The sequence below is a fragment of the Agrobacterium sp. 22-226-1 genome (genome assembly GCF_053522345.1).
The window spans coordinates 44,728-61,796 of the sequence record NZ_JBNWCP010000015.1 but is presented as its reverse complement, the minus strand read 5'-3'; the positions used below and the strand labels follow the sequence as shown (position 1 = coordinate 61,796).

The following is a 17,069-nucleotide window of genomic DNA, read 5'->3' as shown; positions in this document are numbered from 1 at the left end:
CTCAAAGACACGGGGATATCAGGCAACCTGCGGCGCAGGCCGGGTGCTCTTTCCCGAATTTTCCGGCAAATGGTACAGATGAGGCGCACATATGACTGCGACGAATGAAAATGATGGACAAAGTCAGGGTCGAGTGATGGTTACTGGAGCCCAGTTGGTCTCCGAAGCCATGCAACTGCTGGCGGATCATCGGCTGTCCCCGATTTTCGCTCCGGCCTATTCGACACCGGCCGATCTGGCGGCCATAGCGCGCGATAATCATGTCGATGCAATTCTGGTGCGGCAGGGATCGATCGACCGGTCGGTGATCGCTGCATCGCCAAGATTGAAGGTGATCGCGAAGCACGGCAGTGGCGTCGATAATATCGACCTTGCGGCTGCTACCGAAATCGGTGTTCCGGTTCTGCGGGCTCTTGCCGCCAACGCCCAATCGGTGGCGGAGTTGGCAATCAGCCTGACGGTCAGCCTGATGAAGGATGTTCTGCCGCTCGATGCTCAGGTGAAGGCGGGCGGTTGGCCGAAGACGAAGTATGTGGGGCGTGATCTCGCCGGTGCGGTGTTCGGTGTCGTCGGTTTCGGAGAGATCGGTCAGCGCGCCGCCGCCCTTGCCCGCGGCCTCGGCATGAAGGTCATTGCCTATGATCCGTTTGCCGCGGATACGTCGGAGGTTACGGTCAGTCGCGATCTCCGCGAGATCCTGAAAGCTGCTGACGTCGTCAGCCTGCATTGCCCGCTGATGCCTCAGACGCACCATCTCATCAATGCCGAGCGCCTGTCATTAATGAAGCCGGATGCCTTTCTGATCAATACGGCGCGTGGTGCGGTGGTCGATCAGGCTGCACTTGTCGCGGCGTTGCAATCGCAAGCGATTGCCGGTGCCGCCCTCGACAGTTTCGAGGAGGAGCCACCGCCGGCCGACAGCCCGCTCTGGGGACTTTCCAATCTCGTCGCGACGCCGCATGTCGGCGGCGCCAGCCGCTCGGCGCTGCGCAACATGGCGGTACAGAGTGCTACTCACATCATCGGCGTCCTGGAAGGACGAGGCTATGACAACCAGGCGCTTGCCAACAAGAACCTCACTTCTGCCGCCTGAACCTATCGACATTGGAGAATTGACATGATCGGATTTCGGATTTGTGCGCGCGACCGAAAGGTAGATGCAAAATGGATAGATGCGTTTCGCAGCCTGCCAGTTGCCAACATCAGCGACGTGATGAGCCGCATGACAGCTGGCGGTGCAGCACTTCGCCCGTATTACATCGGCGGCATGATGGTCGGTCCGGCGATCACTGTGAAGGCGCGTCCGGGCGACAATCTCATGGTCCACAAGGCGCTAGATATCGCCGAACCGGGTGACGTCGTAGTCGTCGATGCTGGCGGGGATCTGACAAACGCCATCATCGGCGAGCTGATGGTGGCGCACGCAATTCAGCGCGGTCTCGGCGGCATCGTTATCAACGGCGCCATCCGCGACAGCGCCGAATTGTCCGCCGGATCATTTCCGGTGTTTGCCCTCGGCGTCACTCACCGCGGTCCCTACAAGGATGGTCCGGGCGAGGTGAACGTGCCGATCTCGATCGGCGGAATGGTAATCAATCCTGGCGACCTCGTATGTGGAGACGCAGACGGCTTCCTCAGCGTGCACATGGACGAGGCCGAAGACGTTTTTGCAGCGGCGATAAAAAAGCATGAAGCCGAGATGAAGCAGATGGAAGCGATCCGCGCGGGTAAAAATGACAGGGCCTGGGTAGACGCCGCCTTGACGAAGCTGGGCTGCATTACAGCATGAAAAAACCCCGGCCGCCGCACAACCTGGCGGCGGCTGACCGTATGGCGTCGGAAGAGCCAACCGAGCAATTTCCAGATGGAGTATTTATCTAGGGCGCGGCCCGTTTGATTCCCTTCAAGAGCATAACCTCACAAACTGTCCGCATCGCTGCCCCCGGCGTCTGGTACCCTCCGCCACCTTGCCGGATCACGCGATTTCGAGGCTTTCGAATTGCTTCAGGACACCCATTCCCTCCGCAATTTGAGCATGTCCTCTGGGTCAAGCCAGCTTTGGGCCGCGTACCGCTATCCAAGCCGGCCCTGTGATCGTGGCTCGACGGAATTCGGTCAAAAGCGGGCTTGATCGACGCGATACGGTGGCTCTGTCGTCACGCCGCCAATGTTCGTGAACGCCTGCACGGCCTTGCCTGGTTGCGAGAGCCGCAATCGGCGATCAACCAAAACGATGGGTGCCCGTGAGGTATGATGCTTCGTGTTCATAGACGAGACCTGGACGGCAACCAATATGGCTCGCACTGCAGGAAGGGCGAGCGGTTGCGAATGGAGTTTCCTCATGGTCACCGCAAGACAACCACACTGGTTGCGGGCCTGCGCAGTACGGGAATGGTCGTACCGCTCGTCATCGACGGGCCGATCAACGGCGAGTGGTTCGAGGCCTATGTCGCTCAGGTTCTGGTGCCGATATTGAAACCGGGCGACGTTCTCATCCTTGATGATCTGTGGAGCCACAAGAGACCGGCGGCGCGGGAAGTGATAGAAAAGGGGGCGCGAGACAATGATGTTTCTTCCGCCGTACAGCCTATACTTCAACCCCATGGAGAAGGCCTTCTCCAAGCTGAAGGCACTCCTGCGGAGGACCGCCGAAAGAACTGTCACCGGGCTATGGGACAGGATTGGAAAGATCATCGATCTGGTCGAGCCGCAAGAGGTGACCAAGAGGGCCAGCGTGGCGATTCTTGCAGGCGGCTAGCCCCGGGTGCAGGGATGTCGCCGCCCATGTGGTTCGCACGGTCAGGGCGCCCGGCCTCGGCCAGAACCTCCCATTGGACATCCGTAGCGTTTAGCGGAAGGCATGGATCGCTGTACGCGAGGTTTCGATGCGCCGGCAGGTTGGCGTTTCTGCGAAATATTTTGACCGTATTGCGCAATGACGCCAGCTAGAATTCCCGATAATTTATGAGAACTAAAGTCCAGATTTTCTTCCCCATTGGAAATCTGGATGCGCTGGTGTTTGACCCTGACCCCAGTCTCAAACACCGGCGCCCATTTGTCCCCACCGCGTACTGCGGTATTGAAACCTGCTGGACCGTCGAATGAGCATTCTAGTATCTGATTTTGCGCAAAGGCTGCTCTATGCTGCCGTGCTTACCTCCCTTCTTTCCAGTTCATCTCTCGCGCAGGAGGCTTCAGCCATGCCTCCCCCCGCGGTGACCGTCGTGGAGCTGACGCAGAAATCCGTCGCCTTGAGCTATCAGTACTCGGCACGGATTACCGCTAGCCGTGATGTTAACGTGCGCGCTCAGGTCGGCGGTATTCTTCTAAAGCGTAACTTCACAGAGGGGGCCCATGTCAAAGCCGGGCAGCCACTGTTTTCGATTGATCCCGCTCCATACAGGGTCGCACTCGCGCAAGCCAATGCGCAATTAAAGCAAGCGGAAGCTCAGCTTAACCAGGCTCGGCGAGAGGAACAGCGCAGCGCGACCCTTTTCGAGAAAAACGTTGGAAGCGAGAAGTCTCGTGATGACGCGATTTCAGTGCGAGAGCTTGCAGAGGCGGCAGTTGCAGTCGCCCAGGCACAGGTGGCTGCCGGACAGCTCAATCTGGATCATACATCGGTGGTTGCCCCGGTTGACGGGCTAACCAGCATGGAGCAGGTGTCTGAAGGAAGTTTGATTGGCACGGATGGCGATGCAGGATTGTTGACAAAGATCACGCAGCTCGACCCCGTATACGTCAATTTTTCGTTTTCCGACAATGAGACAGCGGAGGTGCAACGTCTGATATCCTCCAAGGCGGCGACGGGAGATAAGCCGGAGCTTCAAGTCGCTGTCACTTTTGCCGATGGTTCCGGGTATGAATATACGGGCATCGTCGATTTCACATCGCCCACGATCGATAAAAAGACCGGAACGCTGCAGGCCCGTGCAGTTGTGGCGAACCCGGACCGAAGATTGCTTCCAGGCCAATTTGTCCGCGCGCGGATCACGGGAGTTTCGATGGACAACGCCATTACGATCCCTGACATGGCGCTGATGCAGGGACCGCAAGGGCAGTTCGTCTATACGATCGATGGGGAAGGGAAGGCGAAAATCAGCCCGGTCACCCTTGGACAGAAGATCGGGAAGGAGTGGCTCGTGACCTCCGGTCTTTCTGCCGGCGACAAGGTTATTTCAGAAGGCATCATGAAGGTGATGCCCGGAGCGCCTGTACAGGTTACAGAAAGTATAAACGCCTCGACAAAAATTGCTAAAAACTGAGAGGGCCGCGCGTTCTCAACCGGACGCGACGACCAGTTTGAATAGAGTGCCAAGCGCCTGTGTGCGCGGGATGCGCGCGCAACGCCCTTTTGCAACGGGGTTCGGGAGACCGACGCGCTGACCAATACCAGCCCATGGCCATGAGAGTATCATCATGACATCGCGATTGTTCATCGACCGGCCCGTTCTGGCAGCCGTTATTTCCATCGTGCTCGTGCTTGCGGGCCTTGCTTCCCTGCGTCTTCTTCCGATTGCACAGTATCCGGAACTGACGCCGCCACAAGTTGTGGTGACGGCAAGTTATCCGGGCGCAACTGCCGAAACTCTGGCGCAAACAGTTGCAGCCCCGATCGAGGAGCAGATCAACGGCGTCGATAACATGATCTACATGCAGTCGTTTAATTCCGATGACGGGACGATGCAGCTCACGGTCACCTTTGCCCTTGGGACAGATCCAGACCAGGCAACGATCAACGTCAATAATCGCGTCCAGCGTGCGACTGCCTCCCTTCCGGAGGACGTGAAGCGGCTGGGAGTGACAGTCGAGAAGCAGTCAACATCGATCCTTGGCTTCATCGCGATGTATTCGTCAAACCCGCGTTATGATCGTGCGTTTGTCGGCAACTACGCGCTTCTGAACATCGTCGACGATCTCAAGCGCATTCCCGGGATCGGTGACGCAAAGATCCTCGGCGACATTGATTACTCCATGCGCATCTGGTTGCGACCCGACAAACTTGCCCAATACGACCTTACTCCGACGGATGTCGCCACGGCCATCAGGGAGCAGAACTCACAGTTTGCTGCGGGGAAAATCGGCGATCAGCCCAGTCAGAACGATCAGTCCTTCACCTACACCGTCACGACCCAGGGACGGCTTCCCGACACGGTGGCATTTGAGAACATCATCCTGCGCTCCGGTGACGACGGCGCTGCCCTGCGACTGAAGGACGTCGCGCGTGTGGAGCTGGGCACCAAGAGCTACACGCTTGACAGCCAGCTGAATGGCACGCCCGCTGTTCCCGTCGCGCTCTACCTGCAGCCGGGCGCCAATGCGCTGAACACTATGACAGCGATCAAGGCCCGGATGGATGAACTGAAAATCGCCTTCCCGGACGGGATACAGTATGCCGTCCCCTATGATACGACACGCTTCATCCAGGTGTCGATTGATGAGGTGATCCACACCTTTATCGAGGCGATCGTGCTCGTGGTATTCGTTGTTTTTCTGTTCCTGCAAAACTGGCGAGCGACGCTCATTCCGGTCATTGCAGTGCCGATCTCGATCGTTGGCACATTTACGGGCATCTATCTCCTCGGCTTTTCAATCAACCTGTTGACCCTTTTTGGCCTCGTACTCGCCATCGGCATTGTCGTCGATGACGCGATCGTCGTGCTGGGGAATGTCGAGCGTCTGATGAGCGTCGAAAAACTGTCGCCACGAGAAGCTGCCATCAAGGCCATGAGCGAGGTGACAGGTCCCGTCATCGCTATCGTGCTGGTGCTATGCGCCGTTTTTATCCCCGTCTCGTTCATGGGTGGGCTCGCGGGAGAGATGTACAAGCAGTTTGCCGTCACGATCGCCATATCCGTGATCCTGTCGGGCATCGTAGCGCTCAGTCTTACACCCGCATTGTGTGCCCTTTTGCTGAAGCCGGGCCACACCGAACCGCTCTTGCCTTTCCGGATCTTCAACCGCGGTTTTGATGCTCTGACGCGCGGTTATACGGCCGGAGTTCGGTTCTTCATCAAACGCTTTGCGACCGGACTGCTCATCGTCAGTGGTATGCTTGGAGCGACCGGCTATCTTTTCTACACCCTGCCGGGCTCACTCGTTCCGGATGAAGATCAGGGCGTGCTCTTCACTGTCACAATGCTGCCACCTGCCGCCTCCCTGACGCGGACCAGAGCAGCAATGGACCAATCGACGACAATCCTGTCGGAACACCCCGCGATCAGTCAGGTGTTCGCCTTCGCTGGCTTCGACATTCTTTCGAGCAGCCTCAAATCAAATGTCGGCACTTCCTTCATCAACCTGAAGGATTGGGACGAGCGAAAGACCGCCGACTTGGATGCAAGAAATTTGCCGGGACCGATGATGGGGATGAACGCCGGCATCAAGGATGCAGTTGTTCTGGCATTCAACCCTCCAGCCATCATGGGCATGTCAACGACAGGTGGTTTTGAAGCCTATATTCAGGACCGGGCGGGGCTGGGAACCGAAGCTTTGGGCCAACAAGTGGCCAAGATTGTCGAAATGGCTGCCAAACGGCCGGAACTGACATCGGTCCGTACAAGCTTCGACACGAATATTCCTCGCTTTACGGCAACGTTGGACCGCGAAAAGGCAAAGGCGATCGGGGTACCGATCAACTCGGTCTTCGACGCGATGCAGGCTACCTTCGGCAGCCTTTACGTCAACGATTTTACTCTGTTGGGCCGAAACTACCAGGTCAACCTTCAGTCGGAGGCTCCCTTCCGTGAGTCTCCCGATGATGTTCGACAGGTCTTCGTCCGGTCGGATTCCGGAAACATGGTTCCCCTCAGCGCACTCGTAACGCTCACGCGGACAATCGGCCCCGATCAGGTGGAGCGCTTCAACGCCTTCGCGTCTGGCAAGGTGACGGGCGATCCGGCCCCCGGCTATACGTCCGGTGACGCGATCCGCGCCATGCAGGAGGTGTCCAGGGAGGCGCTCGGTGAAGGGTTTCAGATCGCATGGACCGGCTCGGCTTATCAGGAACTGGAGGCCAGCGGATCAGGCTCACTCGCCATGATTTTCGGTGTCGTGATGGTGTTTCTCATTCTCGCCGCGCAATACGAGCGGTGGAGCCTGCCACTGGCTGTGATCACCGCAATTCCTTTTGCTTTGTTCGGCGCACTTCTCGCGACGATGCTGCGGGGCCTTACAAATGACATCTATTTCCAGATTGGCATGGTGACTTTAATCGGACTGGCGGCGAAGAACGCGATCCTGATTGTTGAATTCGCCGTGCTCAAGCATCGGGAGGGTGTCACTGCCGCGGAAGCCGCCCTTGAAGGTGCCCGTCTCCGTTTCCGCCCCATCGTCATGACGTCGCTCGCCTTCATTCTCGGTGTGTTGCCGCTTGCGATCAGCAGCGGGGCTGGGTCGGCCAGCCGCCACGCGATTGGAACCGGCGTCATTGGCGGGATGCTTGCAGCCACCTTTATCGCGACGTTCTTCATTCCGATGTTCTATCGCCTGATCACCTGGAGGGAGCGTCAGCCGGCAGTCGAAAAATTGCATCAAGATCACGACAGCTCGGTCGATACCGAATTAAGACCCGGCCATCTGTGAGTGCTGGCCTGTCACCAAGCCGCGTCCCCGAAATTCAAAGAGCTAAAAAGCAATCTGGCAAGGTCGAAGGAGAAAATCATGAAAATGGACGCCTCTCAGTTCCCCTACGTCTGGGTCGATTTTACACATAGTCACGCAGAGCCAGAACATGATCACAAAGAAGATTTCGAAAGATTCGAAGCTCTTCTGGCACGGAAGGAGAAGTTCGTTTTTCTCAGTCTGACTGCTGAGGAAGACGACCACGAGCACACCCAGGAGGAAAAAAAGCAGGTCTCTCTATGGATGAAAAGACACAAACACGATCTGCGTACATATGTGAAAGGCATGGTCCATATTGAGCCCGGCGCAGCAAAGCGCCTGGCAATGAAGGCGTTCGCGGCGGCATTCGCCAAATTCTGGGGATATCCGTTGCTCATTGCTGGTTCCGAAGAAGAGGCTTTGGGGTTTGCCCAGCGTCTCTTGTCGGAGGCGCCGGATAAGTAAGAACCCGCCACATCTGCTCGAATCGCAAACCTGAGCCGGCCGGGTCACGCAATCCGCTTGATCAAAGCCATTTGGCCGGATCGCGATATATTTTGTCCGGATGCCGATATGCAGAAATCAGGCAAACATGACATAGGATGTCATCTTTTTGTCGGTCGTCGACGATCGACATCACTCGTCGCCAGTTCTGCTGATATTTTAGGAACAGTCATGTCACGAACTCCCTACCTCCCTGTGATCGTCATGTTGTTTTCATTGTTTATATCGTTCGGTAGCGCACATGCGGACGGAGTTACGGTTCAACATGCGATGGGTGAAGCCGAGGTCAGGAAAGATCCCAACGTCGTTGCGACACTAGATGTTTCAGCACTCGACACCTTGTATGCTATCGGCGTTGATGTGCAGGGGGATGGAAATGAGTGTCCGGGTCTGGGAAAAGCAGTCGATCATCAATTATTTCAGGCCGTCGCGGCGGATTTGAGGCGCGGCATCGTGGATGCGACCAGATAACGCCGTAGCTGACCGGCAATATTGCATTGGTTTCGGGATTCGGGAGGGTCGTCGGATTTCGGGTGCACGAAGATGAAGCGGTAATTTCAAGACGGGTGCACCTCGGTCAGGCTGTAGTTTTGGTCCATCAGATACCGGGCTGGCGGCTTTCCCAACGTCTTTCGAAACATTGTCACGAAACTGCTTGCACTTTCATATCCAAGATCTATTGCGACATTTTGAACGATTTCGCCGTCGCCCAGTCGCTGAAGGGCGAGGACGACATGCAGCTGACGTCGCCACCGGCCAAAGCTCATGCCGGTCTCAAGCTGAAGCGATCGGCTCAAGGTGCGTTCGCTCAATCCGATCCTCGCTGCCCATTGGGCTAAAGTCGCCTTGTCTCCCGGATATTTGAGAAGCAAATCTGCAAGCTGCTGAAGGGGAGCCGATTTCGGCATCGGGAACGAGAGCTTCACTTCTTGTGCAGCATCGAGTTCATCCAACAGGACAGCCAGGATGCGAAAATCCGCGTCGAAGAATGGCGCATCGACAGGCGACTGCGCGCATCTGAGAACCAGCTCCCTCAAGAGAGGCGAAACGGAAAGAGTTGCGCAGGACTTTGGCTGCCTGGTGATCAATTCAGGGTCGATGAAGACCGCGTAGCATTCGATGTTACCAGACAAGCGCCCCGAATGAGCTTTCCCTGCGGGCATCCACAGCGCGGAATGGGGAGGGACGATCCAGACACCATCGTCTGCTTCGCAAGTCACCATTCCTCTGAGGTTCAGCAAAAGCGAGGCCTTGTTGTGTGCGTGTTGTCCCTTCTCCCAATAGGAAACCGCTTTTTTTGCACCAACGACGATGAGAGGTTTATCCACCGTATCAGGATCAAATTCGGTCTCGAATTCTTCCAGGATAGGCATTGGAAAACCTCTTCATCATCTTCAATCAGTATTGGCGCAGACGCACATGCCATCATAGCGCTGCTATAGCGTAGCCGGTCAGAAGGATTTTGAAATCCCGACCCCCAGGACGCGGCCCTGGCTCACGGAAACAAGCTGGCTGCCGAGGAAACCGGCGGAACCGAACGTTTCATAGCGTTCGTCGAACAGGTTGCGTCCGAAACCGTAGATTTCAAAATCACCGCCTGTGTTTTTCCAGCCGACCCGGGCATTGACGATGCTATAGGCGTCAAGGTCGAATGTGGACTGCACATCAGCAGGGCGAGAGCTTCTGTACTGATAATCTATGGCGGCATTGAACGAGCCGGGCAAGCCTACCATTTCAGCATCCGTTTCATAAGCCAGGCCCGCCGAGACACTCCATTCCGGGATATTGGGAACCCGGTTGCCTTCGAAAATCGAGCTCGCTCCGTCCGAACCGAGGCGGGTGTGTGTGTAGCCTACGCCCGCGTTGAAGCTCAATTCGTCCGTAATTGCAGCACGCGCCTGCAGTTCGAACCCGGACGTCTCATAACTCTGGAAAGTCGTGGCGAAGCCTCCAAGGCCCGGATCATAATAGCTCAGGACGCCGTTCTTCACGTCATTATAAAAGACACTCCCGTCCAGTTCGAGACGGTCATCGAAAAGTGCGACTTTGGTTCCAAGTTCGTAAGTCCAGTTCTCTGCCGCCGGATAAGCGTCGGCCACGATACCGTTGTTCGGATAGGAAAACAGCGGGTAAATTCTGGTTCCATGACCCCGGGCGATGGAGACGTAGCTCTGTGCGGTTTCGTTCCATTTGTAGGCGAGCGCGGCGCGTCCTGTAAGATAGGTTCCGTCGGCATCGCTATCGCCCGTCAGGCTGGCAACCCGAAGATCGTTGGTCTGTTTGAATTTGATGTCATCATGGCTCAGGCGCCCCCCGAATGACACTTCCCATTTGTCGCCGAGCGGGACGGAGGCGTCACCGAACAGGCCGAGATTCAAAGCTCGAAGGTTCGTGTCCATGGTGACGAGACCGGAATATGGGAATGGCGCGCATTGAGGAGCGGTGCAGCTGTGGTCGAGATCCGAATAATTGAGACTTCCTCCCACGACCCACCTGATATCGTCCCCTTCAAGGGAGTTAAGCCGGATTTCCTGACTGAAGATTTTTTCCTTGTCGACGCCGTGCCAAACATTGCTCCCTACCAACGGGAACAACGATGGAATGAGCACATCATTTGCTTCGGTCCGGGCCGTCATCTTGTTACTCTGAAAGCCTGTAATGGACGTGAGGGAAAAGTTTTCGAACTCGTGCTTGATAGTGAGTCCGACATCGGCATGCGTCGTAACATAGTCAGGTTCTGTCACGACTCCACTGACAGGAAACCCTGGCGCTCCACGCAAAAGAGAAAAGGGGGCGTTTGAATCGTCACGAAGATAATTCCCGGTTAGTGCGATGGTCGTGTCATCGAGGCCATTGAATTGCAGCCCTCCGCGAAAGGCACCAATTTTTCTTGCGCCGAGATCGTCGGTGAACAGGCTGTCGATGTCCCCGTCATAGTGATTGAAGCGAATTGCCATTCGCCCGTTCAAGGCGTCGGGAATCAGCACGCCGCCGAGTGTGGCTTCGCCCATGGCATAGCCATGTCCTCCGTATTCGGTTGTGATCTTTGCCTCGTGTTCGCCGTCTGGCTGTTTGGTGGTCACGTTGATTGCGCCGCCGAGCGCATTCGTGCCCCAAAGCGTTCCCTGCGGCCCGCGAAGGACTTCCACATGATCGATGTCAAAGAGCATATTCTGAGAACTCAACATACTCTGGGGTATGCCATCAACCGTAAAGCCGATTGTGCCATCGGAGAAGTTGTTCGGCACGCCCAGCGAACTGATGCCGCGTATCGAAAAGAACTGTCTGCCCACGGACGCATTCTGCCATACGACATTTGGAGACGCTGCTGCGATCGCTCCGCCTGAGTCGAGTGCATTGCTTTCAATGTCTTCCGGCTTTACGACGGTGATGCTTTGAGGCACGTCCCTTATGTATTCTTCCGTTTTTCGTGCAGTTATGACGATTGGCTTGAGGATGGTCGATTCCTGTTCGGTCGCTTCCTGGGCAATCGCGGGGATAGCCGACGTGGCCACGATCGCGAGCATCGACACGCAAACAAGGAGTTTCATGCTATATTGGTTTTGGAGTTTGTTTTGACCATCTGGCTTGCTATCCGCGTCGCTGTTCATGCTCTATCGTCCCGATTAACTTGACTATTTTAGTCTTCTAATCAGTTTCGTGACCACGAGCATTTCGATATCTGGACAAAATGTTTTGCATTTCGGCCAAACCGTTCCGGAGGACAGACGTTGTGTCTTTTAGACGACATATGAGCTGCCGTATTCAGTCTTCAGGCGAGTTGTCGCAAGGGCCTGGCCCGTGGTTCACCCCGAGGGGATTGCGTTTCACGCGATATCAGCTTTTCGAAGTGCGAAGGGTCGCATGAACAGGCCATTCTGATCGTTGACGGTCCAATCTCCGGTAAAAAGCGGTCGCTTCCCCGCATGCGAAGCCGGGAACCGGGTGTCGTCGTCTGGGCAGAGGTGTGACACGAGTTATTACATCTTTGGCAAAGCCAGGAGACACCACACTGTCACCATAGCGTCGGTTCAGCAATTCGGAGACCGAACATGACACTTGGACTTTTAGAGATTCGTGAGGTCAAACAAGCGCTTATCATTTTCTGTAAAGAGAATGAACTGGAGCTGGGCGACCAGAACGCGCTCACTGCCGCGCAACGGCTGCTGCGGTTTGCCCAACAGCGATCGGCCACATCCGAACAGTTGCTCGGTCAATTGCGCGCTGAGAACGCTGAATTGTTTCAAGAGGCTTCATAAGCGAGCTACCGGGGGCGGGCTCGGTAGCTGTCTCCCCGCGTGAATAGCAGGCGACAGATTGATACAATTTCTGAAGTCTCCGGCATATCGCCGTGACAAGACCTCGTTACGTTGAAAACCGTTACGCTGCGAAAGCCAACGACAGCACTATCAAGCACGGGGTTTTAAAATGGTCCGACGTTCCAAGATGGTCCTCCTTCATATGGTTTTCCTCGGGTTTTGCAGTTTTGCGTTGCACGGTTGCAATTCAGAGGTCGAGGCACAACAGTCGGCCACGGCCCAGGATCCCGAAGTAAGTGTTCAAGAACTAAAACAAAAAAGCGTATCTCTCACGCGTGAACTGCCGGGGCGGACGAGTGCCCATCTGGTTTCTGAGGTTCGCCCCCGCGTGACCGGTGCGATCCAACGGCGCGTGTTTGTAGAGGGTAGCAACGTTGCAGCTGGCGATGTCCTGTACGAACTGGACCCGACGCCGTTTGAAGTTGCCTACCGAAATGCCCAAGCTGCCTTGCAGCGAGCCGAGAGCGCGGTTCCAAGCGCCCGGGCCAGGTTCGAACGCTACGAGCGGCTGACCGCCAACAATGCTGTTAGTGAGCAGGAACTGGATATTGCCCGGACGCAGTTGCTACAGGCGGAAGCAGACGTTGCAGCGGCGACGGCTGCACTTGAGGCGGCCCGCATCGAACTTGGCTACACAAAAATAGTCGCCCCGATCAGCGGACGGGTGGATGGCTCAGCCGTCACACAGGGGGCTCTGGTTACGCGGGACCAGGCGCAGCCGCTGACCGTCATCCGTCAGCACGACATCATCAATGTGGATCTTGTAAGGTCTAGTGCCAGCCTCCTGGCACTCAACAGGGCGCTGGCCTCCAACAGCATCCGGTCAAATGGAGAATATGTCGCAGTCGAGCTGAAGCTTGAGGACGGTTCACGCTTCCCGCATCCCGGCAAGCTTCAGTTCCTTGGGTCAGCGGTTTCACAGTCAACCGGGATGGTGTCGTTGCGTGCGGTCTTCCCCAACCCTGACGGGATGCTAATGCCGGGCATGTATGTCCGTGCCCTTATTGAAGAAGGCTTTGTCGAAAGCAGTTTCCTCGTCCCTCAACGGGCCGTATCCCGCAATTCCCGCGGACAAGCCGTTGCCCGGTTTGTCACCGGGGATTCAAAAATTGAAGAACGTGTTCTGACCGTTGACCGGTCCGTAGGGAACAACTGGCTCGTCACCGATGGCGTCGCCGAGGGCGACCGCCTGGTAGTGGAGGGATCGCAGCGAACTCGGGTCGGACAGAACGTCCGTGTCAAGATGGTCGTCGTTGAAGATGACACGGGGGTGGTGCGGGGCGTGGAGCAGGCCTTGGCGGCGTCACGTGAGCCGAGCCGCGATGCGAAGGCTGTTGAGCGCGCGCGCACCTTCTCGCTTCAATAGGATTTATGTCATGTCGCGTTTTTTTATCGAACGACCCATCTTCGCCGTAGTTCTGGCAGTTGCGATCATGATGGCAGGGGCGCTCTCGATCCCCTCGTTGTCGATTTCCCAATATCCTCAAATTGCACCGCCGGCGGTTCGGATCACCGCGAATTATCCCGGGGCCGATGCACAGACCGTCGAAGACTCGGTCACGAAGGTAATCGAGCAAGGGATGACCGGGATCGACAATGTCGATTATATCTCCTCGAATTCCACTGCGACCGGCGAGTCTTCGATCACGCTCACTTTTACAAGCGAAGCTGATCCCGATGTGGCGCAGATGCAGGTTCAAAACAACCTCCAGCTTGTTGAAGCACGCTTGCCGCAGGCTGTGCTCGATAGTGGGTTGACCGTTTCAAAATCGACCGCAAGCTTTTTCTTGATTGCCGCTCTCGCATCATCCGACGGAAGTCTCAACGGGAACGATATCGCCGACTTTATCGACACTACGCTCATGGATACGTTACGACGGATTCCCGGCGTCGGGGAAGCACGCCTTCTTGGATCTGATCGCTATGCGATGCGTATCTGGATCGATCCGGATAAGCTGGCTCAGCACGGGTTGATGGTCAGCGACGTCACGCAGGCTGTGCGCGCGCAAAATACGCAAGTCTCCGCCGGCCAACTCGGTGCCGTACCGCAGCGACGTGGCCAGCAACTTAACGCCACGGTTACAGCGGGCAGTCGTCTGCAAACCGCAGAGCAATTCGAGGCGATCATTCTCGACAGTGATGCAGATGGATCCGTTATCCGCCTGAGCGACGTTGCGACGGTGGAGCTGGGTGCGGAGAGTTACACCCTCTCAAGCACCTACAGTGGTACGCCAGCGGCCGGCGTCGGTTTCCGATTGGCGGCAGATGCAAACGCACTGGATACCGCTGAAGCCATTCGGGCCGAGATTGAGCGGCAGCGACCGAATTTTCCGCCCGGCGTGGATGTACATTACCCGTTCGACACCTCGCCTTTCGTTCGATTGTCGATTGAGGGAGTAGTGGTTACGCTCATCGAGGCCGTCGTCCTTGTCTTCATCGTCATGTATGTGTTCCTGCAAAATATCCGAGCTACAATTATCCCGACGATGGCCATTCCAGTGGTGCTTCTCGGCACGTTCGCCGTTCTGGAACTGCTCGGCTACTCCATCAATACCCTCACGATGTTCGGGATGGTGCTGGCGATCGGTCTCCTGGTGGATGATGCCATCGTGGTCGTGGAGAATGTCGAGCGGGTCATGGGGGAAGAAGGCCTCGGCCCGCGCGAGGCGACGATCAAGTCAATGGGCGAGATCAGCAGCGCGCTCATAGGCATCACAACCGTCCTGGCCGCTGTGTTCATTCCTATGGCTTTCTTTTCTGGCTCCGTCGGTATCATCTATCGACAGTTTTCTGTTACCATTATCACATCCATGATCCTGTCTGTCCTTGTCGCGCTGGTGCTGACGCCCGCCCTTTGCGCGTCTCTCCTCAAGAGACCAGTCCACGGAGCGGCGAAGGCTGCGCCCTTTCGATGGTTCAATGCAGGGTTCGCTCGCTTCACAAACGGGTATCAAAACGCCACTCAAGTTCTGCTTCGCCGCATCGCGGTTGGCGTCGTCATGTGCATAGCAATCGCTGTTGGAGTGGGGTCGCTGTTCACAAAGCTGCCTTCTGCTTTTCTTCCCGAAGAGGACCAGGGACGCCTTGTGACCGCCGTCCAGTTGCCGCCAGGCGCGACGGCTGACCGTACACGGCGAGTTCTGGATCAGGTCATCGAGCACTACCTGACAAATGAGCGTGATTACGTCGAAGGCATATTCGGATCTGTCGGCTTCAGTTTCGGCGGACAGGGGCAGAATGTCGCTACCGTATTTGTCGCGCTGAAGGACTTCGAGGAAAGGCGTACTCCCGAGGCATCGGCCGCGGCGATTGTCCAGCGGGCAATGGCGGCTTTCACGAAGATATCCGACGGCCGTGTCGTCGCGCTAAATCCTCCTGCGATCCCGGGCTTTGGTAATAATAGTGGTTTCGATTTCTTTCTTCGCGACACCGGCAACGCCGGACACGAGGCTTTAATGACTGCCCGCAACCAGCTGCTGGGCGCGGCAGCGCAAAACGACCGGCTGACAGGTACACGCCCCAACGGACAGGACGACACGCCACAATACTCGATCGCTATAGATCGCGACCGCGCGAGCGCACTGGGTATCAACCTGTCGGATATTGACGCCACTTTGTCTACAGCCTGGGGAGGCACATACGTAAACGACTTCCTCGACCGCGGCCGAGTAAAGCGCGTCTACGTCCAGTCCGACGCCGAATTTCGCATGCAGCCGGAGGACTTCGAGCGCTGGCATGTCCGCAACAATCTCGGTGAGATGGTTCCTCTGTCATCCTTTTCGACCGGGAACTGGAGTTTTGGGTCACCAAGACTCGAGCGATATAATGGCGTGTCCGCAGTTCAGCTCCAGGGTTCGCCCGCAGTTGGGATAAGTTCCGGGCAAGCAATGGAGGAGATTGATCGCATGGTCGCTGATCTTCCAGCGGGGTTCTCCCACCAATGGACCGGCCTATCGGCGGAGGAGCGTCTCGCAGGCAATCAGGCCCTCCAACTGTACATCATCTCCGTCATCGTCGTCTTTCTGGCGCTTGCCGCACTTTACGAAAGCTGGACGGTTCCCTTTTCTGTCATGCTCTCGGTTCCGGTGGGCATTTTGGGAGCACTGATCGCGGCAAGCCAGTTCGGCCAGCTGAATGATGTTTACTTCAAGGTCGGGTTGCTTACGACGATCGGACTGACAGCGAAAAACGCAATCTTGATTGTCGAGTTTGCGACAGCGGAAGAAGTGAAAGGGAGAAGCCTTGTCGAGGCGACGATTGAGGCGTCACGTCAACGCCTTCGACCTATCCTCATGACCTCCTTTGCCTTTATCCTCGGGGTCTTGCCGCTCGCAACTGCTTCGGGCGCGGGGGCCGGGAGCCAGAATTCTATCGGTATCGGCGTGATGGGCGGGATGATCGCGGCGACGGTCTTCGGCATATTCCTCATTCCGGTTCTCTACGTTGTAACCCGCAGGCTGGCCGGTCTCGGGAGGTCGCGCTCGTCTCGTATCCCGCCGACTGCGAACGCACCGGCGGAATAGGGTTCAGGCCTGAAGCTGCTTCGCCAGGATTGGCGTTCCGAATTAAGTACGCCAAAAAGGCGGCAGGGAATTTATTTATGCGTAGTGTGAATCTTGACGACAGCGTCGTTGCGGGTCGGAA

11 protein-coding genes and 1 pseudogene are annotated in these 17,069 nt (G+C 56.6%); 10 read left to right on the top strand and 2 right to left on the bottom strand.

Annotation, left to right across the window (positions count from 1 at the left end):
• Positions 1-136 precede the first annotated feature (136 nt).
• From ACQZ5K_RS21660 to ACQZ5K_RS21630, 7 genes and pseudogenes are all read left to right on the top strand, one after another.
• Positions 137-1,093: a hydroxyacid dehydrogenase gene (locus ACQZ5K_RS21660; RefSeq protein ID WP_374997344.1), complete on the top strand. Its 957-nt coding sequence runs from the start codon at positions 137-139 to the stop codon at positions 1,091-1,093.
• Between the two features lie 24 nt (positions 1,094-1,117).
• On the top strand, positions 1,118-1,789 hold the full coding sequence (locus tag ACQZ5K_RS21655) for an RraA family protein (protein ID WP_374997343.1): 672 nt from the start codon (positions 1,118-1,120) through the stop codon (positions 1,787-1,789).
• Positions 1,790-2,260: 471 nt separating this feature from the next.
• Positions 2,261-2,758, top strand: a pseudogene (locus ACQZ5K_RS21650) (transposase); the annotation flags it as partial.
• 343 nt (positions 2,759-3,101) lie between these two features.
• Positions 3,102-4,265, top strand: a complete 1,164-nt coding sequence (locus ACQZ5K_RS21645) for an efflux RND transporter periplasmic adaptor subunit (RefSeq protein WP_374997342.1) — start codon at positions 3,102-3,104, stop codon at positions 4,263-4,265.
• 154 nt (positions 4,266-4,419) lie between these two features.
• The gene (locus tag ACQZ5K_RS21640; protein WP_448741382.1) at positions 4,420-7,584 is read left to right on the top strand and encodes an efflux RND transporter permease subunit; all 3,165 of its coding nucleotides are present in this window, start codon (positions 4,420-4,422) and stop codon (positions 7,582-7,584) included.
• A 78-nt stretch (positions 7,585-7,662) separates the two neighbouring features.
• Positions 7,663-8,067 carry a hypothetical protein gene (locus ACQZ5K_RS21635; protein ID WP_374997340.1) on the top strand — a complete coding sequence of 135 codons (405 nt, stop codon included), beginning with the start codon at positions 7,663-7,665 and terminating at the stop codon, positions 8,065-8,067.
• 57 nt (positions 8,068-8,124) lie between these two features.
• Positions 8,125-8,577, top strand: coding sequence for a hypothetical protein (locus ACQZ5K_RS21630; protein WP_448741381.1), 453 nt, complete (start codon positions 8,125-8,127; stop codon positions 8,575-8,577).
• Between the two features lie 86 nt (positions 8,578-8,663).
• On the opposite strand, the gene ACQZ5K_RS21625 is transcribed toward ACQZ5K_RS21630, so the two are convergent.
• Entirely contained in the window at positions 8,664-9,479 is an 816-nt protein-coding gene (locus ACQZ5K_RS21625) for an AraC family transcriptional regulator (RefSeq protein WP_448741380.1), read from the bottom strand.
• Between the two features lie 78 nt (positions 9,480-9,557).
• On the bottom strand, positions 9,558-11,717 hold the full coding sequence (locus ACQZ5K_RS21620; RefSeq protein WP_448741379.1) for a TonB-dependent receptor: 2,160 nt from the start codon (positions 11,715-11,717) through the stop codon (positions 9,558-9,560).
• 441 nt (positions 11,718-12,158) lie between these two features.
• Between ACQZ5K_RS21620 and ACQZ5K_RS21615 the strand changes: the two genes are divergently transcribed.
• The 3 genes from ACQZ5K_RS21615 to ACQZ5K_RS21605 all read left to right on the top strand — a co-directional run bounded on the left by ACQZ5K_RS21615 (position 12,159) and on the right by ACQZ5K_RS21605 (position 16,948).
• Positions 12,159-12,365 (top strand): hypothetical protein, encoded by a 207-nt coding sequence (locus ACQZ5K_RS21615; protein ID WP_374997336.1) that lies wholly within the window; start codon positions 12,159-12,161, stop codon positions 12,363-12,365.
• Positions 12,366-12,534: 169 nt separating this feature from the next.
• Entirely contained in the window at positions 12,535-13,791 is a 1,257-nt protein-coding gene (locus ACQZ5K_RS21610; protein WP_374997335.1) for an efflux RND transporter periplasmic adaptor subunit, read from the top strand.
• A 10-nt stretch (positions 13,792-13,801) separates the two neighbouring features.
• On the top strand, positions 13,802-16,948 hold the full coding sequence (locus ACQZ5K_RS21605; RefSeq protein ID WP_448741378.1) for an efflux RND transporter permease subunit: 3,147 nt from the start codon (positions 13,802-13,804) through the stop codon (positions 16,946-16,948).
• Positions 16,949-17,069: the final 121 nt, after the last annotated feature.

Coding starts and splice junctions, on each gene's coding strand:
- ACQZ5K_RS21660 (WP_374997344.1), top strand. CDS start 137: ATGGTTACTGGAGCCCAGTTGGTCTCCGAAGCCATGCAACTGCTGGCG.
- ACQZ5K_RS21625 (WP_448741380.1), bottom strand. CDS start 9,479: ATGCCTATCCTGGAAGAATTCGAGACCGAATTTGATCCTGATACGGTG.
- ACQZ5K_RS21655 (WP_374997343.1), top strand. CDS start 1,118: ATGATCGGATTTCGGATTTGTGCGCGCGACCGAAAGGTAGATGCAAAA.
- ACQZ5K_RS21640 (WP_448741382.1), top strand. CDS start 4,420: ATGACATCGCGATTGTTCATCGACCGGCCCGTTCTGGCAGCCGTTATT.
- ACQZ5K_RS21635 (WP_374997340.1), top strand. CDS start 7,663: ATGAAAATGGACGCCTCTCAGTTCCCCTACGTCTGGGTCGATTTTACA.
- ACQZ5K_RS21615 (WP_374997336.1), top strand. CDS start 12,159: ATGACACTTGGACTTTTAGAGATTCGTGAGGTCAAACAAGCGCTTATC.
- ACQZ5K_RS21620 (WP_448741379.1), bottom strand. CDS start 11,717: ATGAACAGCGACGCGGATAGCAAGCCAGATGGTCAAAACAAACTCCAA.
- ACQZ5K_RS21605 (WP_448741378.1), top strand. CDS start 13,802: ATGTCGCGTTTTTTTATCGAACGACCCATCTTCGCCGTAGTTCTGGCA.
- ACQZ5K_RS21610 (WP_374997335.1), top strand. CDS start 12,535: ATGGTCCGACGTTCCAAGATGGTCCTCCTTCATATGGTTTTCCTCGGG.
- ACQZ5K_RS21645 (WP_374997342.1), top strand. CDS start 3,102: ATGAGCATTCTAGTATCTGATTTTGCGCAAAGGCTGCTCTATGCTGCC.